At 44.9% G+C, this 19,770-nt stretch carries 19 protein-coding genes and 1 pseudogene; 19 read left to right on the plus strand and 1 reads right to left on the minus strand.

Going from position 1 to position 19,770, the window contains the following annotated elements:
- Positions 1-160: 160 nt before the first annotated feature.
- From rnr to AC04Q6_RS00195, 17 genes and pseudogenes are all read left to right on the plus strand, one after another.
- Positions 161-2,422 (plus strand): ribonuclease R, encoded by a 2,262-nt coding sequence (gene rnr, locus AC04Q6_RS00115; protein WP_118071821.1) that lies wholly within the window; start codon positions 161-163, stop codon positions 2,420-2,422.
- 11 nt (positions 2,423-2,433) lie between these two features.
- Positions 2,434-2,904 (plus strand): SsrA-binding protein SmpB, encoded by a 471-nt coding sequence (gene smpB, locus AC04Q6_RS00120; protein WP_021976280.1) that lies wholly within the window; start codon positions 2,434-2,436, stop codon positions 2,902-2,904.
- 50 nt (positions 2,905-2,954) lie between these two features.
- The gene (locus AC04Q6_RS00125; RefSeq protein WP_021976281.1) at positions 2,955-3,446 is read left to right on the plus strand and encodes an acyl-CoA thioesterase; all 492 of its coding nucleotides are present in this window, start codon (positions 2,955-2,957) and stop codon (positions 3,444-3,446) included.
- A gap of 150 nt (positions 3,447-3,596) precedes the next feature.
- Positions 3,597-4,649: a hypothetical protein gene (locus tag AC04Q6_RS00130; protein WP_118071822.1), complete on the plus strand. Its 1,053-nt coding sequence runs from the start codon at positions 3,597-3,599 to the stop codon at positions 4,647-4,649.
- Between the two features lie 14 nt (positions 4,650-4,663).
- On the plus strand, positions 4,664-5,359 hold the full coding sequence (gene pyrH / locus AC04Q6_RS00135) for a UMP kinase (protein ID WP_021976283.1): 696 nt from the start codon (positions 4,664-4,666) through the stop codon (positions 5,357-5,359).
- A 45-nt stretch (positions 5,360-5,404) separates the two neighbouring features.
- Positions 5,405-5,956, plus strand: coding sequence for a ribosome recycling factor (frr, locus tag AC04Q6_RS00140; protein WP_021976284.1), 552 nt, complete (start codon positions 5,405-5,407; stop codon positions 5,954-5,956).
- A gap of 66 nt (positions 5,957-6,022) precedes the next feature.
- Entirely contained in the window at positions 6,023-6,730 is a 708-nt protein-coding gene (locus tag AC04Q6_RS00145) for an isoprenyl transferase (RefSeq protein ID WP_021976285.1), read from the plus strand.
- 3 nt (positions 6,731-6,733) lie between these two features.
- Complete coding sequence (locus AC04Q6_RS00150) at positions 6,734-7,528, plus strand: phosphatidate cytidylyltransferase (RefSeq protein ID WP_118064215.1); 795 nt, start codon at positions 6,734-6,736, stop codon at positions 7,526-7,528.
- A gap of 11 nt (positions 7,529-7,539) precedes the next feature.
- The gene (gene dxr / locus AC04Q6_RS00155) at positions 7,540-8,682 is read left to right on the plus strand and encodes a 1-deoxy-D-xylulose-5-phosphate reductoisomerase (protein ID WP_021976287.1); all 1,143 of its coding nucleotides are present in this window, start codon (positions 7,540-7,542) and stop codon (positions 8,680-8,682) included.
- 37 nt (positions 8,683-8,719) lie between these two features.
- Positions 8,720-9,661, plus strand: a pseudogene (locus tag AC04Q6_RS00160) (site-2 protease family protein); the annotation flags it as partial.
- 130 nt (positions 9,662-9,791) lie between these two features.
- The gene (locus AC04Q6_RS00165) at positions 9,792-9,971 is read left to right on the plus strand and encodes a site-2 protease family protein (RefSeq protein ID WP_476389421.1); all 180 of its coding nucleotides are present in this window, start codon (positions 9,792-9,794) and stop codon (positions 9,969-9,971) included.
- 127 nt (positions 9,972-10,098) lie between these two features.
- On the plus strand, positions 10,099-10,923 hold the full coding sequence (locus tag AC04Q6_RS00170) for a hypothetical protein (RefSeq protein ID WP_178087531.1): 825 nt from the start codon (positions 10,099-10,101) through the stop codon (positions 10,921-10,923).
- Positions 10,924-11,004: 81 nt separating this feature from the next.
- Complete coding sequence (locus tag AC04Q6_RS00175; RefSeq protein ID WP_118071825.1) at positions 11,005-12,279, plus strand: peptidoglycan-binding protein; 1,275 nt, start codon at positions 11,005-11,007, stop codon at positions 12,277-12,279.
- Between the two features lie 141 nt (positions 12,280-12,420).
- The gene (locus AC04Q6_RS00180; protein WP_021976291.1) at positions 12,421-13,479 is read left to right on the plus strand and encodes an FUSC family protein; all 1,059 of its coding nucleotides are present in this window, start codon (positions 12,421-12,423) and stop codon (positions 13,477-13,479) included.
- A 222-nt stretch (positions 13,480-13,701) separates the two neighbouring features.
- Positions 13,702-14,634, plus strand: coding sequence for an AEC family transporter (locus tag AC04Q6_RS00185; RefSeq protein ID WP_476389422.1), 933 nt, complete (start codon positions 13,702-13,704; stop codon positions 14,632-14,634).
- 85 nt (positions 14,635-14,719) lie between these two features.
- Positions 14,720-15,988: a M18 family aminopeptidase gene (locus AC04Q6_RS00190; protein WP_118071827.1), complete on the plus strand. Its 1,269-nt coding sequence runs from the start codon at positions 14,720-14,722 to the stop codon at positions 15,986-15,988.
- 17 nt (positions 15,989-16,005) lie between these two features.
- Complete coding sequence (locus AC04Q6_RS00195) at positions 16,006-16,815, plus strand: Cof-type HAD-IIB family hydrolase (protein WP_118071828.1); 810 nt, start codon at positions 16,006-16,008, stop codon at positions 16,813-16,815.
- 66 nt (positions 16,816-16,881) lie between these two features.
- Here AC04Q6_RS00195 and AC04Q6_RS00200 read toward each other — a convergent pair whose 3' ends face one another.
- On the minus strand, positions 16,882-17,826 hold the full coding sequence (locus tag AC04Q6_RS00200; RefSeq protein ID WP_118071829.1) for an AEC family transporter: 945 nt from the start codon (positions 17,824-17,826) through the stop codon (positions 16,882-16,884).
- A 149-nt stretch (positions 17,827-17,975) separates the two neighbouring features.
- Between AC04Q6_RS00200 and AC04Q6_RS00205 the strand changes: the two genes are divergently transcribed.
- Together AC04Q6_RS00205 and ilvN are read left to right on the plus strand one after the other, a co-directional pair.
- Positions 17,976-19,016 carry a tyrosine-protein phosphatase gene (locus AC04Q6_RS00205; protein ID WP_021976296.1) on the plus strand — a complete coding sequence of 347 codons (1,041 nt, stop codon included), beginning with the start codon at positions 17,976-17,978 and terminating at the stop codon, positions 19,014-19,016.
- A gap of 164 nt (positions 19,017-19,180) precedes the next feature.
- Positions 19,181-19,678, plus strand: coding sequence for an acetolactate synthase small subunit (gene ilvN, locus AC04Q6_RS00210; RefSeq protein WP_021976297.1), 498 nt, complete (start codon positions 19,181-19,183; stop codon positions 19,676-19,678).
- Positions 19,679-19,770: the final 92 nt, after the last annotated feature.

The following is a 19,770-nucleotide window of genomic DNA, read 5'->3' on the forward strand; positions in this document are numbered from 1 at the left end:
GAAGTTGGGAACACTCTTGCTGCGTTAGCATGCAGAAGAACCTCGGATGGAGACTTCTTTTGTTAATCAGCAGGAGTGTTTTTGCGTTGATACAGGGTCACGGGTGAGACTTCCTCTGGAATGATAACAGGGTAAAAATGAAATAGAAACAGGAGAAAATGTGAAAAGATCGAAAAATTTTGAAAAAAGAAAAAAGTTTATAATGGAGCTTCTGGGAGATCCGCTGTATAAACCTATGCGGCTGCGGGAGATAGCATCTCTCCTCCAGCTGGATAAGAGTGAGAAAAAAGAGCTTTTTGATGTGCTGGACGAGCTTTGTGCCCAGGGAAAGGCGGAAGTGGATAATAAAGGAAGATACAGCAAGGTTTCCGGCAAGCGCCGAGACAGACGGAAGAAAAAAGATGCTCTGAAGGCAGAGAAGCAGGAGCGTGGCCGTAAGGGAAGAGAACGTAAGGAACATGAGAATGAGGAATGTCATTTTTCCGAGAAGGACGGAACTATCATGGAAGGAACGTTCATCGGCCATTACAAGGGTTTTGGATTCGTGGAAGTGGAAGACCAGGAACAGGATATTTTTATTCCAGAAAATGACACGGGAAGTGCCATGCATCAGGATAAGGTACAGATCCTTGTACGGAATGGCCATAAAGAGGGCAAGCGTCCGGAAGGCGTTGTTCTGAAGGTTCTGGAGAGGGGAATGCCTTCGATTGTTGGAACATACCAGAGCAGCCGTGATTACGGCTTTGTGATCAGTGATAACCCCAAATTTTCCAAAGATATCTTTATTACCAGGAAAAATTCCATGGGGGCAAAAGATGGCGATAAGGTAGTTGCGGAAATCGTGGACTATGGTTCCAGAAACCGGAAGCCGGAAGGAAAGATCACAGAAGTGCTGGGAAATTTACGTTCACCGGGAACAGATATCCTTGCTATTGTGAAGAGTTTTAACATTCCAAGTGTATTTCCGGATAAGGTACTCCGTCAGGCAGACCGTGTGCCGGATCATGTGCAGGAAGCAGATATGGACGGAAGACTGGATCTTCGGGATCTTGTCACAGTTACCATTGACGGCGAGGATGCAAAGGATCTGGATGATGCCATTTCCCTTACAAAAGAAGACGGGATCTATCATCTGGGGGTACACATTGCAGACGTCAGCAATTATGTCCAGGGTGGCAGTGCCCTTGATCGGGAAGCACTGAAGAGAGGAACTTCGGTTTATCTTGCGGATCGTGTGATTCCTATGCTTCCGGAACGGCTTTCCAATGGAATCTGTTCTCTGAACCAGGGACAGGATCGTCTTACTTTAAGCTGTCTGATGGATGTCAATGAAAAAGGTAAGGTAATTTCCCATAAGATCGCGGAAACAGTGATCCGCGTAGATCAGCGTATGTGCTACACCGATGTAAAAAATATTCTGGAAGATACTGACGATGTGGCGAAGAAACGTTATGAATCCCTGATTCCCATGTTCTTTCTGATGAAGGAACTTTCCGGGATCTTACGCAGCCGCCGTCATACAAGAGGTTCCATTGATTTTGACTTTCCGGAAAGCAAGATCATTCTCAATGCTGCAGGGAAAGCTATTGACGTACAGCCATATGAAGCCAATGTGGCAACCAGGATCATTGAGGATTTTATGCTTCTTGCCAATGAAACCGTGGCGCAGGAATACTGTACCGGAGATTATCCGTTTGTATACAGAACTCATGAGAACCCGGATCCGGAAAAGATCGAAAGTCTTCTGATGCTTCTTCATAATGAAGGAGTTAATATACAGAAATCCGGGCAGGAGATCACACCAGGTGAGATCCAGGAGATCCTGGAAAGCATCGAGGGAATGCCAAATGAGGCACAGATCAGCCGTCTGACACTGCGTACCATGAAACAGGCGAAATATACCACCGAATGCAGCGGACATTTTGGCCTTGCGGCAAAATATTACTGCCATTTTACTTCTCCGATCCGAAGATATCCGGATCTTCAGATCCACAGGATCATCCATGACCGCCTGAGAGGCAGACTGGTAAGAGAAGGACGTACCGAGCATTACAAGGAGATCCTGGATGAAGTGGCACGCCAGTCCAGTGTGTGTGAACGGCGTGCAGATGAGGCGGAAAGAGAATCTGACAAGCTGAAGAAAGCAGAGTATATGTCCTATCATCTGGGTGAGGAGTATGAGGGAATCATCTCCGGTGTTACAGGATGGGGCATTTATGTGGAACTTCCAAATACTGTGGAAGGACTGATCCATATCAACACATTACGGGATGATTATTATGTATTTGACCAGGATGCATATGAACTGCGGGGAGACATGACAGGAAAGATTTTCCGCCTTGGGCAGAAAGTCCGTGTCCGTGTGGCAGATGCGGATAAAATGCTGAAAACCGTGGATTTTGTTCTGGCCGAAGAAGACTGAAGGAGCGCGAAATGGCAAAAAAAACAGGAATGAAACTGATCGCAAATAATAAAAAGGCTTTTCATGACTATTTTATCGAGGACACCTATGAGGCCGGGATCGCACTGGCGGGAACCGAGGTAAAATCTTTACGTTCCGGCAAATGCAGCATCAAGGAGGCTTTTGTCCGGGTGGAAAACGGGGAGGTTTATGTATATGGAATGCATATCACTCCTTATGAAAAAGGAAATATTTTTAACAAAGATCCCCTTCGTGTGCGGAAACTGCTTCTGCACCGTTACGAGATCAATAAGATCGAAGCCAAATTAAAGGAAAAAGGACTGACCCTGGTACCTCTGAAGGTTTATTTCAAGGACAGTCTGGTAAAAATAGAGATCGGCATGGCACGTGGCAAAAAGCTTTATGATAAGCGCCAGGATATTGCCAAGAAAGATCAGAGAAGAGAAGCAGAGAGAGAGTTTAAAGTGAAAAATCTTTATTAACCGACCGGTTTCTGCTGGAAAAAAGTATGATAAAAAGTGGGGAATGAAAAATGGCAGAGGTACAGGAAAGACGTAAAAAAACGGTGGAAGCGTCCATGACAGAACAGGTTCATCTGATCATGCAGCAGCATCTGAACGGAGGCGGAAGGCTTTTTGGCGGAGCGCTGATGCAGTGGCTGGATGAGGTTGCCGGTGTGGTGGCCATGCGGCATGCGGAAACCTATCGTGTGGTAACTGCCGCGGTGGACAATCTTCAGTTCAAGCATGCGATCTATGAGGGTGAGATCGTAGTACTTAAGGGATATGTGACGGATGTTGGAAGAACCTCCATGGAAGTCGAGATCGATACGTATGTGGAGCAGCCGGATGGTATGCGCCGTACTGTAAACCGGGCATTCTTTGTAATGGTAGCTGTAGATGAAAATCAGAAGCCGATCCAGGTACCTGAACTGATCATTACCACAGAAGCAGAAAAAGCCCGGAATGAAGCTGCAAAAATGCGCCGCGACATGCGGAAAAAAAGAAGAGAAAACGGCTTCTGACCGCAGATGTTTTAATTTTTGACATAGTCTGAAAAATCTAAAGATTCTGTGAAATTCAAACCGGTCAGGTTGACAAGAAAGTGATACTCTGTAATAATAGAAAGAGGTAAGCTGACAGCAAATAGAACCATTTTATATGGAGGAGATATAATGAAAAAACGTTATTTGATTCTTGCAGGAATTCTTGCGGCAAGTATGCTTGCGGCCGGATGCGGTAAGAAGAGTTCTGTGGCACCTGAGCAGAAAGTGGAAGCAACGGTGACACCGACTGTGACAGAAGCAGCGAAGTCTGATGTGGTAGAAATGCAGACATCTACAGACGATACAGCAAATATCAAGAATGTGATGGGAACCAAGAGCGAGACAACCACAAGTATTGTGTTCACAAATAAAATAGATTCTACAATCTCTGCGATTTATGTCCGCCCTACGAGAGATGACGGAGATGACAGTGATGAGACATGGGGCAGTGATCTTGTAAATGGTAAGTTTACACTGGCTTCCAATGACAAGGCTGTTTATTATATGGAAAAGAGCCAGAAAGATGACGATGGTAATGCAGTTACAAGCTTTGATGTGCGTGTGACATTTTCGGACGAAGATCAGAATGATTGCTTTTTCCGTCAGCTGCCGCTTCTGACAATTTCACAGCTGAATCTGTGCATGGATGGTGAAGGCGAAGATGGAATCCCATATGCTACATATCTGACAAGTGGAAGCACCAAGGAGGTTTCTACGTTGAAAGATGTAAAGGCAAGACTTGGTATTGAAGATGACAGTGAAGAGAGCGATTCCAGCGACAGCACGGATTCTACAGACAGTACTGACAGCACGGATAGTACAGATTCCAGCAGTACAGATTCCACATCTTCTTCTACGGATAACAGTGGAGATAATTCAGACAGCAGTGATTCCGGTAACGGCAGTGATTCTTCATCTTCATCGGATTCAGGATCGGATTCATCTTCAGATACTCCGAATCCAACAGAAACTCCATCCAGTGATGATGATCCGGCTTCGGTAGCTGCTGGCTATATCGGTCGGTCCATGTCTGAACTTGAGAATGCATGCGGCAGCCCAAATGGCAGTGATTATGAGGACGAGCCGGAGTCCGGTAAGACAGGTTATTATTATTATGATACGTTTACGGTATCCACAACTTTTGACGATGACGGCAATGAAGTTGTATCCGGCGTATGGTAAAGGAGAATAAACATATGAAAAGAGTGTTACTGAAATTAAGCGGAGAGGCTCTTGCAGGAGAGCAGAAGAGAGGTTTTGATGAAGCAACTGTTACAGAGGTTGCCAAACAGATCAAGACAATCGTGGATGAAGGACTTCAGGTTGGTATCGTGATCGGAGGTGGAAACTTCTGGAGAGGACGTACCAGCGGAGCCATGGACAGAAGCAAGGCGGATCAGATCGGTATGCTTGCTACTATCATGAACTGTATCTATGTGTCTGACATCTGCAGATATGTGGGACTTAAGACAGAGGTGTTTACCCCGTTTGTATGTGGTGCATTTACCACTCTTTATTCCAAAGATGCTGTAGAAGAAAGCTTCGCAGAAGGGAAAGTTGTATTCTTTGCAGGTGGTACCGGTCATCCGTATTTTTCTACAGATACAGCTACAGTACTTCGTGCCGTTGAGATCGGTGCAGATGCCATTCTTCTTGCAAAGGCTGTTGATGGAATTTATGACAGCGATCCGAAGGTAAATCCGGATGCCAAGAAGTATGATGAGATTTCCATTGATGAAGTGGTTGCCAAGAAACTGGCAGCTATGGATCTTACCGCTTCCATCATGTGCATGGAGCAGAAGATGCCGATGCTGGTATTCGGTCTTGATGAAAAAGACAGCATCGTCAACACCGTACACGGTAAGTTCTCCGGAACAAAGGTAACTGTGTAATCGGAAGGGAATAATAAAAAATAACCATACAGGGAGATATGTGAAATGGATGAGAGAATTCAGGTATACGAAACAAAAATGGGAAAAACACTGAATGCTTTGGAGAGTGAGCTGACAACGATCAGAGCCGGTCGTGCAAACCCGCATATTCTTGACAAACTTACCGTAGATTATTATGGAGCACCGACTCCGATCCAGCAGGTTGCAAACATTTCTGTGCCGGAGGCACGTATGATCCAGATCCAGCCATGGGAATCCAGCATGATCAAAGCTATCGAGAAAGCAATTCTCTGCTCTGATCTGGGATTAAATCCGAACAACGATGGAAAAATGATCCGTCTTGTTTTCCCGGAGCTTACCGAGGAGCGTCGTAAAGAGCTGGTAAAAGACGTTAAGAAAAAAGGCGAAGGTGCCAAGGTTGCGGTAAGAAATATCCGTCGTGATGCCAACGATGCATTTAAAAAACTTGCAAAACAGGATGTTTCTGAGGACGAGATCAAAGAGCTTGAGGATCAGATCCAGAAACTTACAGATAAGTACATCAAGGAAGTTGACAAGGCGATTGAGAACAAGTCTAAAGAGATTCTGACTGTATAATTGTAAGAGATACGAGGATAAAGAGGGCTTCTTTGAAGAAGCTCTCTTTCTGTATGGAGGAGATTTATGAACGTACCAAATCATATTGCGATCATTCTGGATGGAAACGGACGGTGGGCAAAAGAACGTGGAATGCCCAGAACTTATGGACATGTAAAGGGATGTGCCAATCTTGAAAATATCTGTTACGATATTAAAGACCTGGGAGTGAAATACCTTACCGTTTACGCTTTTTCCACAGAAAACTGGAAACGTTCCAGGGAGGAAGTGGAGGCACTGATGAAACTGTTCCGCAGTTACCTTAAGAAATGTATCAAGATTTCCAAGAAAAATAATATGCGGATGAAAGTTATCGGAGATATTACTGCTTTTGCACCGGATATCCAGCAGAGTGTCCGGGAACTTGAGGAATATTCCAAAGATTTTGACGGAATTTATTTTCAGCTGGCATTAAATTACGGAAGCCGGGATGAGATCCGTCGTGGTATGCAGAAGATGGCACAGGATGTAAAAGACGGAAAAGTCGAGCCGGACAGCATTACAGAAGAGACTATTGAGAGCTATCTGGACACTGCCGGTGTACCGGATCCGGATCTGATGATCCGTACGAGCGGAGAGCAGCGCCTTTCCAATTTCCTGCTCTGGCAGCTGGCTTATTCGGAGTTTTATTTTACACCGGTTGCATGGCCGGATTTTAATAAAAAAGAGCTGATCAAGGCCATCGAGAAATATAATCAGAGGGACAGACGCTACGGCGGTGTCAAGGAGGAGTAGATCATGTTTAAGACAAGACTGATAAGCGGTATCATCCTTGTCATCATTGCCCTGGCAACTATTATTTCCGGCAGCTGGATCCTGTTTTTTACACTTCTGGCTGTTTCACTGATCGGAATGAGAGAGCTTTACAAGGTAATGAAGGTAAGTGATGAGCACGTTACCGTGTTGGAACTTGTGGGATATCTTGGAGCAGTGCTTTATTATATTGCCATGAGATTTGATTTTGGAAGTTATGGAACAATGGCGATCATCATCAGTATGATCCTGATCCTGTTTGTTTATGTATTCGGTTATCCGAAATACCGTGCGGAACAGGTGATGGCAGCATTTTTCGGAATGGTGTATGTTGCGGTGATGCTTTCCTTTATCTATCTTACCAGAAACCTTCCGGATGGAAAATTCCTGGTATGGCTGATATTTTTATGCTCCTGGGGTTGTGATACCTGTGCCTACTGTGTGGGAATGCTCATTGGCAAACATAAGATGGCTCCGGTTTTAAGCCCTAAGAAATCTATCGAGGGAGCAGTAGGCGGTGTTGTGGGAGCGGCGCTTCTTGGAGTGATCTATGCAGCGGCCACACAGGGAAAAATGGCAGAGTATGCCCTGATCTGTGCAGTTGGAGCGCTGATCTCCATGGTAGGTGATCTGGCAGCATCTGCCATCAAGAGAAATCAGAACATCAAGGACTATGGTAAGCTGATCCCGGGCCATGGAGGAATCCTGGACCGTTTTGACAGCGTGATCATCACAGCTCCTGTTATTTACTATCTTGCAAAAACCATTCTTGGAATTTAGGAGATATTGAAATGAAAAATATTGCAATCTTAGGTTCTACCGGCTCCATCGGAACCCAGACACTGGATGTGGCAAGAAAAAACGAAGACCTTCGTGTTGTTGCAGTCAGTGCGGGAAAAAGTGTGGAGAAACTGGAAGAGCAGATCCGGGAATTTCACCCGATTTTGGCAGCGGTCTGGGATGAAAAGGCAGCCCGGGACCTGAAAACACGTATTGCGGATACTGACACAAAGGTAGTCAGCGGAATGGAAGGGCTTCTGGAACTTGCGTCCATGCCGGAATCCGATATCCTGGTCACTGCGATCGTGGGAATGATCGGGATCCGTCCTACCATGGAGGGAATCCGTGCCGGAAAGGATATTGCCCTGGCCAATAAAGAGACTCTTGTCACGGCAGGTCATCTAATCATGCCAATGGCAAGAGAATATGGTGTATCCATCCTTCCGGTAGATAGTGAACACAGCGCCATTTTCCAGGCTATCCACGGAGAAGAAAACAAAGAGATCCATAAACTTCTGATCACGGCATCCGGCGGCCCGTTCCGCGGACGTACTACAGAAGAACTTCGAAATGTCACGGTTGCAGATACTCTGAAACATCCAAACTGGGTAATGGGACGGAAGATCACCGTAGATTCCGCGACCCTGGTAAACAAGGGCCTGGAAGTTATGGAAGCCAGATGGCTGTTTGATATGGATCTGGATCATATCCAGGTGGTGGTGCAGCCGCAGAGTATCATTCATTCCATGGTGGAATTTAAAGACGGCGCGATCATGGCACAGCTTGGAACTCCGGATATGAGACTCCCGATCCAGTACGCTCTGTACTATCCACACAGACGTTATCTGGATGGAGACCGTCTTGATTTCACGAAACTCCGTGAGATCACATTTGAGGTTCCGGATATGGACACATTCCGCGGACTTCCTATGGCAATCCAGGCATCCCGGGAAGGGGGAAGTATGCCGACTGTCTTTAATGCGGCCAACGAGCTTGCGGTAAAGAAATTTCTGGAAGAAAAGATTGGCTTTCTGGATATTTATGAGATTATTGCACAGTCTATGGAACGACATAAAAAAATCGCGCATCCGGATCTGGATGAGATCCTTTCTGTAGAGCAGGATACTTACCAGTGGATCGAAAGCAGGTGGTAAATTGAGATTTGTGATTGCTGTAATTATTTTCAGCGTTGTGATACTGATCCATGAACTGGGACATTTTCTCCTGGCAAAAAAGAACCACATTGAGGTGGTGGAATTTTCTCTTGGCATGGGTCCGAGGATCATAAGTACGGTAAAAGGTGGCACCCGCTATTCTGTGAAACTGCTTCCTCTTGGCGGTTCCTGTGCCATGGCAGGAGAAGATGCGGAAGATGACAGTCCGGGAACCTTTAATTCTGCTCCTGTGTGGGGCAGGATTGCGGTGGTTGCCGCTGGTCCGGTATTTAATTTTCTGCTGGCCTTTGTCCTGTCTGTGATCATTGTGGGCTGTATTGGCTATGATCCTGCAACTGTATTGCAGGTAACAGAAGGTTCCGCAGCAGAAAAGGCAGGCCTGAAAGAAGGCGATGTGATCACAGAGTACCAGGGATATCACATTGACCTGGGAAAAGATCTCTATGTGTATTCGTATCTCAATGAACTGAAAGAGGGAGAGACCATCCATCTGAAGGTAAAACGTGATGGAAATGAACAGGAGATCTCTTATAAGCCGGATGTGAATGTACGGTATCTCCTTGGTTTCAACCGTTCTGATGTAAATTCCATGACAGTGGAATCTCTGATCAAGGGAATGCCACTGGAAGAAGCAGGTCTGGAAGCGGGCGATGTGATCACGAAGATCAACGGTGTGGAAGTCCCGGATGGAAATGCATATGAAAAATATATCGAGGAGCATCCACTGTCTGATGAACCTGTGACGATCACTTATGAACGCAATGGGCTGGAATATGAGGCGGAGATTACACCAAGAGAATACAGGACACCGGTTTCCGGTTTCGGATATAACACATACAGCGAAAAGACTTCCGGTTTCAATGTTCTGAAATACGGTGCGGTGGAAGTAAAATACATGATCCGCACTACGATCTTAAGTCTGAAAGAGCTTGTGACCGGTCATCTTGGAATGAAAGACTTAAGCGGCCCGGTTGGTGTTGTGGATGCCATCGGTGATACTTACGAACAGTCCAAGAGCGAAGGAACACTGATGATCTGGATGAACATGCTGGAATATGGCAGTTCTGCTTTCGGCCAACCTGGGAGTGATGAACCTGCTTCCTCTTCCGGCACTGGATGGGGGAAGGCTGGTATTTCTGGTGGTAGAAGCAGTTCGGAGAAAACCGGTAAATCGCCAGGTAGAAGGCATGATCCATTTTGCGGGACTGATGCTTCTGATGGCGTTGATGGTTGTGGTTATGTATAATGATATTTTGAAGATTTTCTGATATCTGACAAAATAAGGCAAATATTTAGTGCTGTATGATCTATGAGAAGATGATACAGCACTTTTTCTGTGCAGATATTTATTATATAATGAAGATATCAGAGCAAAAGAGAAGGAGATATGGGAATTTGAAAAAGAATATTTTAATACTGGCGGCTTTGATAGCAGTTGTTCTGGCGGTACCTTTTCTGATCATAAAAGCGGATGAGGCAATCCAGATAAAAAATGCAGAATTTAAGGAAAAACAGAATAATGTATGTTATGAAAAAGCGGGAGAATGCATGGATGCAGGTGAATATGATGAAGCGATAGAATTACTTGAAAAACTTCCGGGAAATTATGAGGATGCAGAATATATTATCCGGTATGCAAAGTTTTGCAAAGCTGTTCAGAACGAAGAAGGAATTGAGGAGCTGCATAAACTCATATGGAATTTTCCGAAAGAGGATAAGTACAGTGGTAAATATGCAGAAGAAATGAAAAGGGTTAAAGAAGATACAGAAGTACAGTATGAAAAATATATGGCACAGAAAGAAAAAGAAGAAGAGGAAAAAATGAGGAAGAAAGATGAGCCATATAAAGGAATGAAAGAAAAATATATAAATATTACGCTTCTGGGAAGGGCGAAAGAGAAAAGAACAGAACATTACTGGCGGGATACACCGGGAAAAAGGACACAGGATATTCAGTACAGATATATGTGGTATAACAGCAACGGAACAAAAAAAATCATGGCAGTCTGCAGAAACGGACGGGTCAGCAGTGTAGTTGAGTTTGTTCCGTCCACAGCATCCAGAAAAAATAGTTACAGTGGAAATACCAGCAGGAATAATACCAGAAAAGATATGTATGATGTGCAGGACTACGATAATCCGGAAGATTTTTACTATGATCATGCAGATGAATTTGATGATATTCAGGATGCGGAAGATTACTGGGAGGAAGCACAGTAAGATATATGGCATTTTTTCGATTTTGTGCATATACTGGCAGAGAGTCAGTGTGTTTTCAGGCACAAAAAGGAGTCTCTGTTTATGAAAAATCATTCTTATCTTTCCATGCAGCAGGATACCCCGGATCAGGGACGGCTGCAGGTGACGGTGCAGGACGGAGCTAATAACCGCCCTGTGGAAAATGCCAGAGTGCGGATTTCTTATACGGGAGTACCGGATAATGTGATCGAGGAAGTCCGCACCGATTCTTCCGGAAAAACACCGATGCTGGATCTGGCAGCTCCTCCTCTGGAATACAGCATGAAGCCGGTGGAAGAGCAGCCTTATGCGGAATATACCGTTCAGATCAGTGCAGATGGTTTTGAACCAAAAGAAGTGGCAGGAACGGAAGTTCTTCCCCAGGTGATCGCACAGCAGCCGGCATCTCTTATGAGACAGAGAGGCGCAGGAGAGGATTATCAACGCATTGTGATCGGCCCTCACACCTTGTTTGGTAAGTATCCGCCCAAAAATCCTGAGGCTGAGATCAAGCCGGTAAATGAATCTGGAGAGATTGTTTTAAGCCGGGTGGTGATCCCGGAGTATATCGTAGTCCATGATGGACCGGTAGGAGATACTAATGCGCAGAACTATTATGTACGTTACAAAGATTATATCAAAAATGTGGCCAGCAGCGAGATCTACGCTACCTGGCCGGATGATACAATACGCGCAAATGTCCTGGCGATCATGTCGTTTACATTAAACCGGGTGTATACGGAATGGTACCGGAACAAAGGCTATGATTATACCATCACATCCTCTACCGCATACGACCACAAATGGATCAATGGCCGGAATATTTTTGAGAGTATTGACCGGATCGTAGACGAACTTTTTGAAAATTATCTTTCAAGGCCGGATGTGCGTCAGCCAATCCTGACCCAGTACTGTGACGGGCGTCAGGTGCAGTGCAGGGATAGGGGATGGATGACTCAGTGGGGAAGCAAGGCGCTGGGAGACCAGGGATATTCTGCGATTGAGATCCTGCGGAGTTTCTATGGAAACGATATGTATATCAATGTGGCGGAAGCAGTTTCCGGGATTCCCGCATCCTGGCCTGGATATGACCTGACTATTGGAGTCACCGGAGAAAAAGTACAGCAGATCCAGGAACAGCTCAATGCCATAGCAAAGGCCTATCCAGCCATTCCGACAGTAACTGTGGACGGTATTTATGGCCCGGCTACTGCGGCATCTGTGAAAAAATTTCAGAATGTATTTGGACTTCCCACGTCCGGAGTGGTGGATTATCCAACCTGGTATAAGATTCAGGAAATTTATGTGGCAGTGACCAGGATCGCGGAACTGCGTTAATTTGAAAAAAGTGTTTGACGTTTCTGAATAAACCAAGTATAATGGCTGTTTGTATCTTTAAATGCGTTGTAAAACAATTGCGTTTATGAACATATGATAAAGCGGAATGAGAATGTCCGTTTTACAAAAGGAGCGATGAGAATGACATTTTATCAGGAACTACAGTTAAGCTCAACCGGATCAAAACAGCTGATTCGAAATACCACAGACAAAAAAGAAAAACGAAGGCACATTCTGATCTATAATTTTAAAGTATATCTTGTCATGGCATTTTGTGTGGCGGTTGTGACATTGTACAGTAAGATAACCGGCAATGATAACAGTGTTGTAGGAGTAACCGTACTTCTGGCAGTGCTGGTTTTGAGACAGGCGGATTTCGGGATCCGGACCACACATGGCTTGCTGTCCATTGCCGGAATCTTTGGTATTTTGATCATAGGACCGCGACTGTCCAATATGGTTTCACCGGTGCCGGCATTTTTTGTAAACGCTGTAAGTATCCTTTTGCTGATGATCCTGGGATGCCACAATGTAATTATGTATAATCATTCCACATTTGTCCTCGGTTATCTGCTTCTGATGGGATATGACGTAACCGGAAAAGCGTATCTGCTTCGCGTGGAGGGCCTTCTTGTGGGAATGTTCCTTTGCATGGTGATCTTTTATAAGAATCAGAAAAATCGTCCGTATCGCAGAACATTTCTGGATCTGTTCCGGGAATTTGACCTGCATTCCGCAAGAGGCAGATGGTACCTGCGGCTGACACTGATCGTTTCCAGCGCCATGCTGATCATGTCACTTCTTGGACTTCCAAGAGCAATGTGGGCCGGAATTGCCTGCATGTCGGTGTGCCTGCCATTCACTGAGGACTGTAAAGTCAGAGCCGGAAAAAGAGGCATGTTCAACATTGTGGGATGCCTGCTGTTTGTGGTGCTTTATCTGGTGCTTCCAAAGTCCATGTACCCTTACATCGGAATGATCGGAGGAATCGGTGTGGGATATTCCGCAGGCTATGCGTGGCAGACGGCATTTAATACATTTGGAGCGCTGTCCATCGCATCAGGACTGTTTGGAATGCCGGCAGCTGTGCTGTTGCGTATCGGGGCCAATGTGTTCGGGGCAGCTTATACCATGATCCTGAATAAGCTTGGAGATAAATTCGCGCAGTATATGTGGGTACGGAAAAAAGCGGAAATCTGATGGCAGATCAGGAGAAACCGCATTGTAAATATATGCCAGATATGATAATATGAAGGAAATAGTCGCAGGGTGTTTTTGAAAACATCTTACAGGAAATAATGCATCGCAGGGTTATGATAACCGGGTGCATTATTTTTTTGAATGTAAATTGCAAAAATGAATGTGAATGTCTGCTTTAACAGGGATTACACTACATATTTTTAAGAGAGGGGTTCTAAAAAAATGAACACATTAACAGTTTTACTGCAACAGATCGGAATGTTCGTGATCTACATTATCACAGGCGTGATCCTGATCCGCACAAAAGTACTGACACGGGAAAATCTGGAGATCATTTCAAAAGTTGTGATCAAACTGTCACTGCCGGTGATGATCTTTATCAATACGGTAAACGGGGTGGATCGGCAGTCATTTTTTTCCTCATTGTCCATCCTCGGAATTGCGGCAGTGATGTATGTGTGTCTGCTGATCCTGGGCACCTTATCCGGAAAAGTATTTCATCTTCATGGAGAACATTCGCAATTATATCGTGCAATGACTGTATTCGGAAACGTGGGATTTATGGGAATTCCTATTGTTGTCAGCATATATCCGGAAAAAGGAATGCTGTATATGGCTGTTTTTACGATTATTGATCAGCTGATGTTGTGGACTCTGGGGGTAAAACTGACTTCCTCAGAAAAAGAAAGCGGAACTTTTAATCCGAAAAAACTGATCAATCCTGTAACGGTGGCCATTATTCTGGCAATGATCTGTGTACTGACAGGAATCAGGATCCCACTGGTTTTAAATACGGCACTTCAGAAGATGGGAGCGACAGCAACACCACTGGCAATGATCTATCTGGGAGGTGTTTTTGCCTGCATTGATGTGTTAAGCTTTGTTAAGAAGCCGGATTATTATGGGATCACATTGATAAAAATGATTGGATTTCCAGTGCTTTTTTATATCCTGCTGAGGCTTGTCCCTATTCCGGCAGATATCCGGATGACTATGGCGCTGACTTCTGCCATGCCTGTGATGTCGTCGGTGGTAATGATGGCAAATGCCTCCGGATCAGATGGAGATTATGCAATGGGAGGAATTGTGGTTACTACGTTATGTTCAGTCCTGACACTTCCTGTGGTATCCTGGATCTTTCAGGCGCTTGGGTAAAAGTATTGCTCTGAAAAAAAATTTGCCGTATAATGGGCAATAGCAAAACGGACCGGTGATACGGGCCGGATAGAGGAGAAATACTATGTACGAAGAGACAACAGAGAAACTGCTGGAATTTATCAGCAAAAGCCCCACAGCCTTTCAGGCGGCAGAAGAGACAAGAAAACGTTTTCTGGAGGAGGGCTTTACAGAACTGAAAGAGGAGGAAAGCTGGAACCTGGAAAAAGGCGGAAAATATTTTGTCATGAGAAATCATTCCGCCATCATTGGATTTTCCATTCCTGTCAATGACTGCAGAAGATATCATATCATTGCAAGCCACAGCGATTCTCCGTCTTTTAAAATAAAAGAAAATCCTGAGATGTCCGTAAACGGAGCTTACGTGAAACTGAATGTGGAGCGGTATGGAGGAATGATCCTGTCTACCTGGTTTGACCGTCCTCTTTCTGTTGCAGGCCGGATGATCGTCCGCAAGAACGGAAAAATCCTGGAAAAACTTGTGAATATTGACAGAGATCTGGTCATGATCCCAAGCCTTGCCATCCATATGAACCGGGATATCAACGGAGGCTATCATTACAATGTTCAGAAAGATATGCTTCCACTGTACAGTGGCAGTGGTGAAAAAGGAAATTTCATGCGGATGATGGCAGAAGAGGCGGAGGTTCGGCCGGAGGATATTCTGGGACATGATCTGTTTCTTTATAACCGGATGCCCGGAACGATCTGGGGTTCCCGGAATGAGTTTGTTTCCAGTCCAAGGCTGGATGATCTGCAGTGTGCTTTCGCTTCGCTGGAAGGTTTTCTTCAGGCAGATAAAAAGAAAAATATTGCAGTCCACTGTGTACTGGATAACGAAGAGGTGGGGAGTACCACAAAACAGGGAGCAGCATCCACATTTCTTAAGGATGTGCTGTTCCGGATCAATCTGGCCCTTGGCGGAGATCAGGAAAGTTATCTGATGGCCCTTGCGGAGAGCTTTATGATCTCTGCGGATAATGCACATGCGCTTCATCCGAATTATACAGACAAGGCAGATCCTGTAAACCGTCCGGTGATGAATGGTGGAATCGTGATCAAATATAATGCGAACCAGAAATACTGTACGGATGGGATCTCCACAGCGATTTTCAAGGAGCTCTGCAGAGAAGCGGATGTGCCGTATCAGACATTTGTAAACCGCTCTGATATTGCCGGTGGATCTACTTTGGGAAATATTTCAAACACCCAGGCAGCCATGAATACGGTAGATATCGGCCTTCCTCAGCTGGCAATGCATTCCGCTTATGAGACGGCCGGAGTGAAAGATACGGAAAGCCTGATCCGCGCGGTAAAGGTATTTTACAGATGACATCGGAGGACAGGAAAATGAGCAGAAAAGCAGTATTTTTTGATGCGGACGGAACTGTCTGCGATATGAAAAAAGGTGTGCCGGACAGTGCCATTGAAGCCATCCGTGCGCTGGTAAATAATGGACACGAAGCATGGCTCTGTACAGGAAGAAGCCGCGCCTTTGTTTCCTGGTATCTGGAGCAGATTCCTTTTACCGGAATGATCAGTGCCTGCGGGTCCACCATTGAAAAAGACGGGAAGAGACTTTTTAACAAAGAGATGACACCAGAAATTGCAAAACTTTCCGTGGAGGTTTTAAGAAAATACGGCCTGATTCCGGTAATGGAAGGTGCGGATTTCATGTACTATGACAAAGAGGAATATACCGATGAAGTGAACTGGTATGCCAGCCTGATCACGGAATCTCTGGGTGATAAATGGAGACCGATCCGTGGAAATGAGGATTGCATGCGGATCAATAAGATCAGCGCAAAAATGACTGCAGGGTGTGATGCAGAGGCTGCATTGTCCATTTTGTCAGAATATTATGATATCATCCGTCATGAGGGCAGCAGTTCATTTGTGGGAAATACCATTGAACTTGTGCCAAAAGGATTTAATAAGGCGGTGGGAATCGCGGCAGTGATCCGCCTGTTTGATATTCCGTGGGAAGATACCATTGTTTTTGGAGACAGCAACAATGACCTTGCCATGTTTGAATACGCTGCAACAAAAGTTGCCATGGGAAATGCTTCCCCGAAGATCAAAGAACTGGCAGATTATGTTACGTCCGATATGTTCCATTATGGAATCCGGGATGGGCTGAGATATCTGAAACTGATCTGAAAATAAAAAATGCTGTGGAGATGTACATAAAACATTTTCCACAGCATTTTTGTATTATGATGGTGTTCAGATCAGACCCAGGCTTTTACAGAGAAACAGCCAGAATGTCAGGGTAAAAGCACTGAACAATGTAGTGAGAAGCACGACTCCCGAAGAAAAAGAGCCTTCATGTCCCATATTTTTCGCCATGACAAAACAGGTAACTGTGCTGGCAGATCCCAGCATAATGATAATGGAAACCAGCTTGTCCTTTGTAAAACCGCATCGGATGGCAAGGGGCAGAAAAAGAGCTTCATAACCGATCAGTTTCATAAAGGTACAGGCGACGGATGCTTTGAGCCTGGAAAAAGCTTTCCCAAAATGAAGAGATCCACCCATGGCCATGAGACCAAGAGGAGTAGCAGTTTTGGCAAGATTGCCTACGGTAGAGTCCAGGATCTTCGGAAAGGGAAGGCGAAGAAGAGACCAGAGTGTACCGGCAACAATACCGAGAATGATGGGATTGGTGACAATGCCTTTTAAAGTACGCTTCAGAACAGTTCCATCCAGCCTTCCCTGATCCGGTTTAAAGACAGAGAGAACTACAACGGCCATCACATTATAAAGAGGTACACTTGCAATGATCATCAGCGGTGCCATGCCTGCGTTTCCGTAAAGATTCTGGATAACAGCGATGCCAAGGATTGCGGCACTGCTGCGGTAGGATGCCTGGATAAACTCGCCCCGGATATCGGATGGATGGAGGAGGCGGGACAGGAGTACGGAAATTATGATACTGACTGAGGTGATCAGAAAACAGAAGATCACCATTTTGGAATCCCATGCTTCGTAAATATCGATCTTGGCGATATCCTGAAACAGAAGAACTGGCAGCGGGATGACGAATACGAATTTGTTCATACGGTTGACAAATGCCTCATCAAAAAGTCCGATTCTCCGGAAAAAATATCCAAGGAGCAGAGTAAGAAAGATAGGCACGGTAACGTTCAGACAGAAAATAAGATTGTCCATAAAAGAAAGCCTCCCTGAGGTAAAATATCTTCATTCATTATATCGAATCTGCGAAAATTGTCAAACAAGGTATACGGAACTGTAAAATTCTGGTATGATAAAAAGTGTTGCGAAAAAGCAGCACAGGGGTCGAGAAGGAGAAAGAAAAAATGAGATACGGAAAAATACGGATCGAAGATGGCTTTTTTGTATTTACCAGACATATGATGCTCAACAGTCTTCCTTGTAAAGATATCCTCTGGGCGTATATGCGCCGGGAAGGAGCAGATAAAACCAGCGAAAAACAGCTGATCATCAATTACCTGGTAATTATAACCAGGCGTCAGAAACGTTATAAATTTGATATGACAGAGCAGGAAGTACAGGACTGTCTCCGGCTTCTGAAAGTACTGAATCCGGATCTCGCGGTGGGTTTTCCAAAAGGAAGCAGGCTTCCGCTTCAAAACCTTCCAAATACAAGAGATCTTGGCGCTTTGATGACCGAAGATGGTTTGCATATTCTTCCCAGAAAACTTCTGCGCAGTGGTGAAATCTATCACGCATCCATAGCAGATACCAGAATCCTTTCAGAAGAGTATAACGTAAAAACAGTGATTGATTTCCGCTCTGCAGCGGAAGTAAAGAAAAAACCGGATGACATTATGGCGGGTGTAGAGTATTACCATATTCCAATCCGTGATGAGGAGAGTAACGGAAACAGTTTTTTTGAACGTGTGATGTCCTGTTACGGGGAAGGAGAACGATATATACAGGAACGGTATCGAAGTCTTATTACCGATGAATATTCCCTGAAACAGTATGCGCGCTTTCTGGATGTACTGCTTCACGTAAAAAATGGAGCCGTTGTTTTTCACAGTACTACGGGAGAAGACAGGACAGGAGTCGGGACGGCACTTTTGCTCTTCGCACTGGGAGTGCCAAAGGAAACAATACGAAGGGATTACATGCGGTCGAATCCATGTCTTGAGGAAGAACTGAAATACATGCGGAGGCTTTACCGTGCAGACAGGCCGGAAAACAGCCGGAAACTTGCAGATCTGAAAGCTTTTTATCAGGTGAAGGAATCTTACATCAATACGGTTTTTGATGTCATTGAAAAAGAAAACGGAGGAATCGAGAGATTTCTGCGGAGAAAACTTTATCTGACACCAAAAGCATCCGAAGAGCTTAAGAAAAAATATCTGATCTGAGGATAAAAACACTTCTTATTAATTTGAAGGAATTTTACGGAAAATTTTGATTGACAAAATTTTCGAAGTTGTTATAATGATAACAAAGCAAATGTTTATTAGATTAAAGCGTTAACTGACGAAGTCGGTTTTCTATACATAAAAGTGTTGAAAGCAGGTGTATTATGGAAAAGAGAATACTATCCATCCTTGTGGATAATACTTCCGGAGTCCTTAGCCGTGTGGCTGGTCTTTTCAGCCGCCGTGGATATAATATCGACAGCATTACCGCAGGTGTGACCGCGGATCAGAGATATTCCCGCATGACAGTTGTTTGTGAGGGAGATGATCAGATGCTCCAGCAGATCACCAAGCAGCTGGCGAAGCAGGAGGATGTGCAGGATGTCAAGATCCTTGAGCAGGATGACAGCGTTGCCCGTGAGCTGATGCTCGTCAAGGTCGCTGTGAAGCCGGAACAGAGACAGGGAGCACTTTCCATTGCGGATATCTTCCGTGCCAAGGTAGTGGATGTGAGTAAGGATTCTCTTATCATGGAGATGACAGGAAGCCAGAACAAGCTGAAGGCATTTGTGGAGCTGATGGCTGACTATGAGATCCTTGAGCTTGCAAGAACAGGAATCACAGGTCTGTCACGAGGCAGCGACGATGTCCGTTACCTGTAAATTTTTTACATATGTTTGCTAGGAGAGCAGCCACTCTCTTAACGATAAATAATTTTTATGAAGAAGATGTGATGAACATCAGAGGAGGAAAG

The sequence above is a fragment of the Blautia sp. HA9023 genome (assembly GCF_056504095.1).

Bases quoted from the DNA above. Each gene is read 5' to 3' on its own strand.
- AC04Q6_RS00180 (WP_021976291.1), top strand. From the start codon at position 12,421: ATGACATTTTATCAGGAACTACAGTTAAGCTCAACCGGATCAAAACAG.
- AC04Q6_RS00165 (WP_476389421.1), top strand. From the start codon at position 9,792: ATGAACCTGCTTCCTCTTCCGGCACTGGATGGGGGAAGGCTGGTATTT.
- AC04Q6_RS00190 (WP_118071827.1), top strand. From the start codon at position 14,720: ATGTACGAAGAGACAACAGAGAAACTGCTGGAATTTATCAGCAAAAGC.
- ilvN (WP_021976297.1), top strand. From the start codon at position 19,181: ATGGAAAAGAGAATACTATCCATCCTTGTGGATAATACTTCCGGAGTC.
- AC04Q6_RS00205 (WP_021976296.1), top strand. From the start codon at position 17,976: ATGAGATACGGAAAAATACGGATCGAAGATGGCTTTTTTGTATTTACC.
- AC04Q6_RS00185 (WP_476389422.1), top strand. From the start codon at position 13,702: ATGAACACATTAACAGTTTTACTGCAACAGATCGGAATGTTCGTGATC.
- AC04Q6_RS00130 (WP_118071822.1), top strand. From the start codon at position 3,597: ATGAAAAAACGTTATTTGATTCTTGCAGGAATTCTTGCGGCAAGTATG.
- AC04Q6_RS00145 (WP_021976285.1), top strand. From the start codon at position 6,023: ATGAACGTACCAAATCATATTGCGATCATTCTGGATGGAAACGGACGG.
- dxr (WP_021976287.1), top strand. From the start codon at position 7,540: ATGAAAAATATTGCAATCTTAGGTTCTACCGGCTCCATCGGAACCCAG.
- frr (WP_021976284.1), top strand. From the start codon at position 5,405: ATGGATGAGAGAATTCAGGTATACGAAACAAAAATGGGAAAAACACTG.
- AC04Q6_RS00150 (WP_118064215.1), top strand. From the start codon at position 6,734: ATGTTTAAGACAAGACTGATAAGCGGTATCATCCTTGTCATCATTGCC.
- pyrH (WP_021976283.1), top strand. From the start codon at position 4,664: ATGAAAAGAGTGTTACTGAAATTAAGCGGAGAGGCTCTTGCAGGAGAG.
- smpB (WP_021976280.1), top strand. From the start codon at position 2,434: ATGGCAAAAAAAACAGGAATGAAACTGATCGCAAATAATAAAAAGGCT.
- AC04Q6_RS00125 (WP_021976281.1), top strand. From the start codon at position 2,955: ATGGCAGAGGTACAGGAAAGACGTAAAAAAACGGTGGAAGCGTCCATG.
- AC04Q6_RS00195 (WP_118071828.1), top strand. From the start codon at position 16,006: ATGAGCAGAAAAGCAGTATTTTTTGATGCGGACGGAACTGTCTGCGAT.
- AC04Q6_RS00175 (WP_118071825.1), top strand. From the start codon at position 11,005: ATGAAAAATCATTCTTATCTTTCCATGCAGCAGGATACCCCGGATCAG.
- AC04Q6_RS00200 (WP_118071829.1), bottom strand. From the start codon at position 17,826: ATGGACAATCTTATTTTCTGTCTGAACGTTACCGTGCCTATCTTTCTT.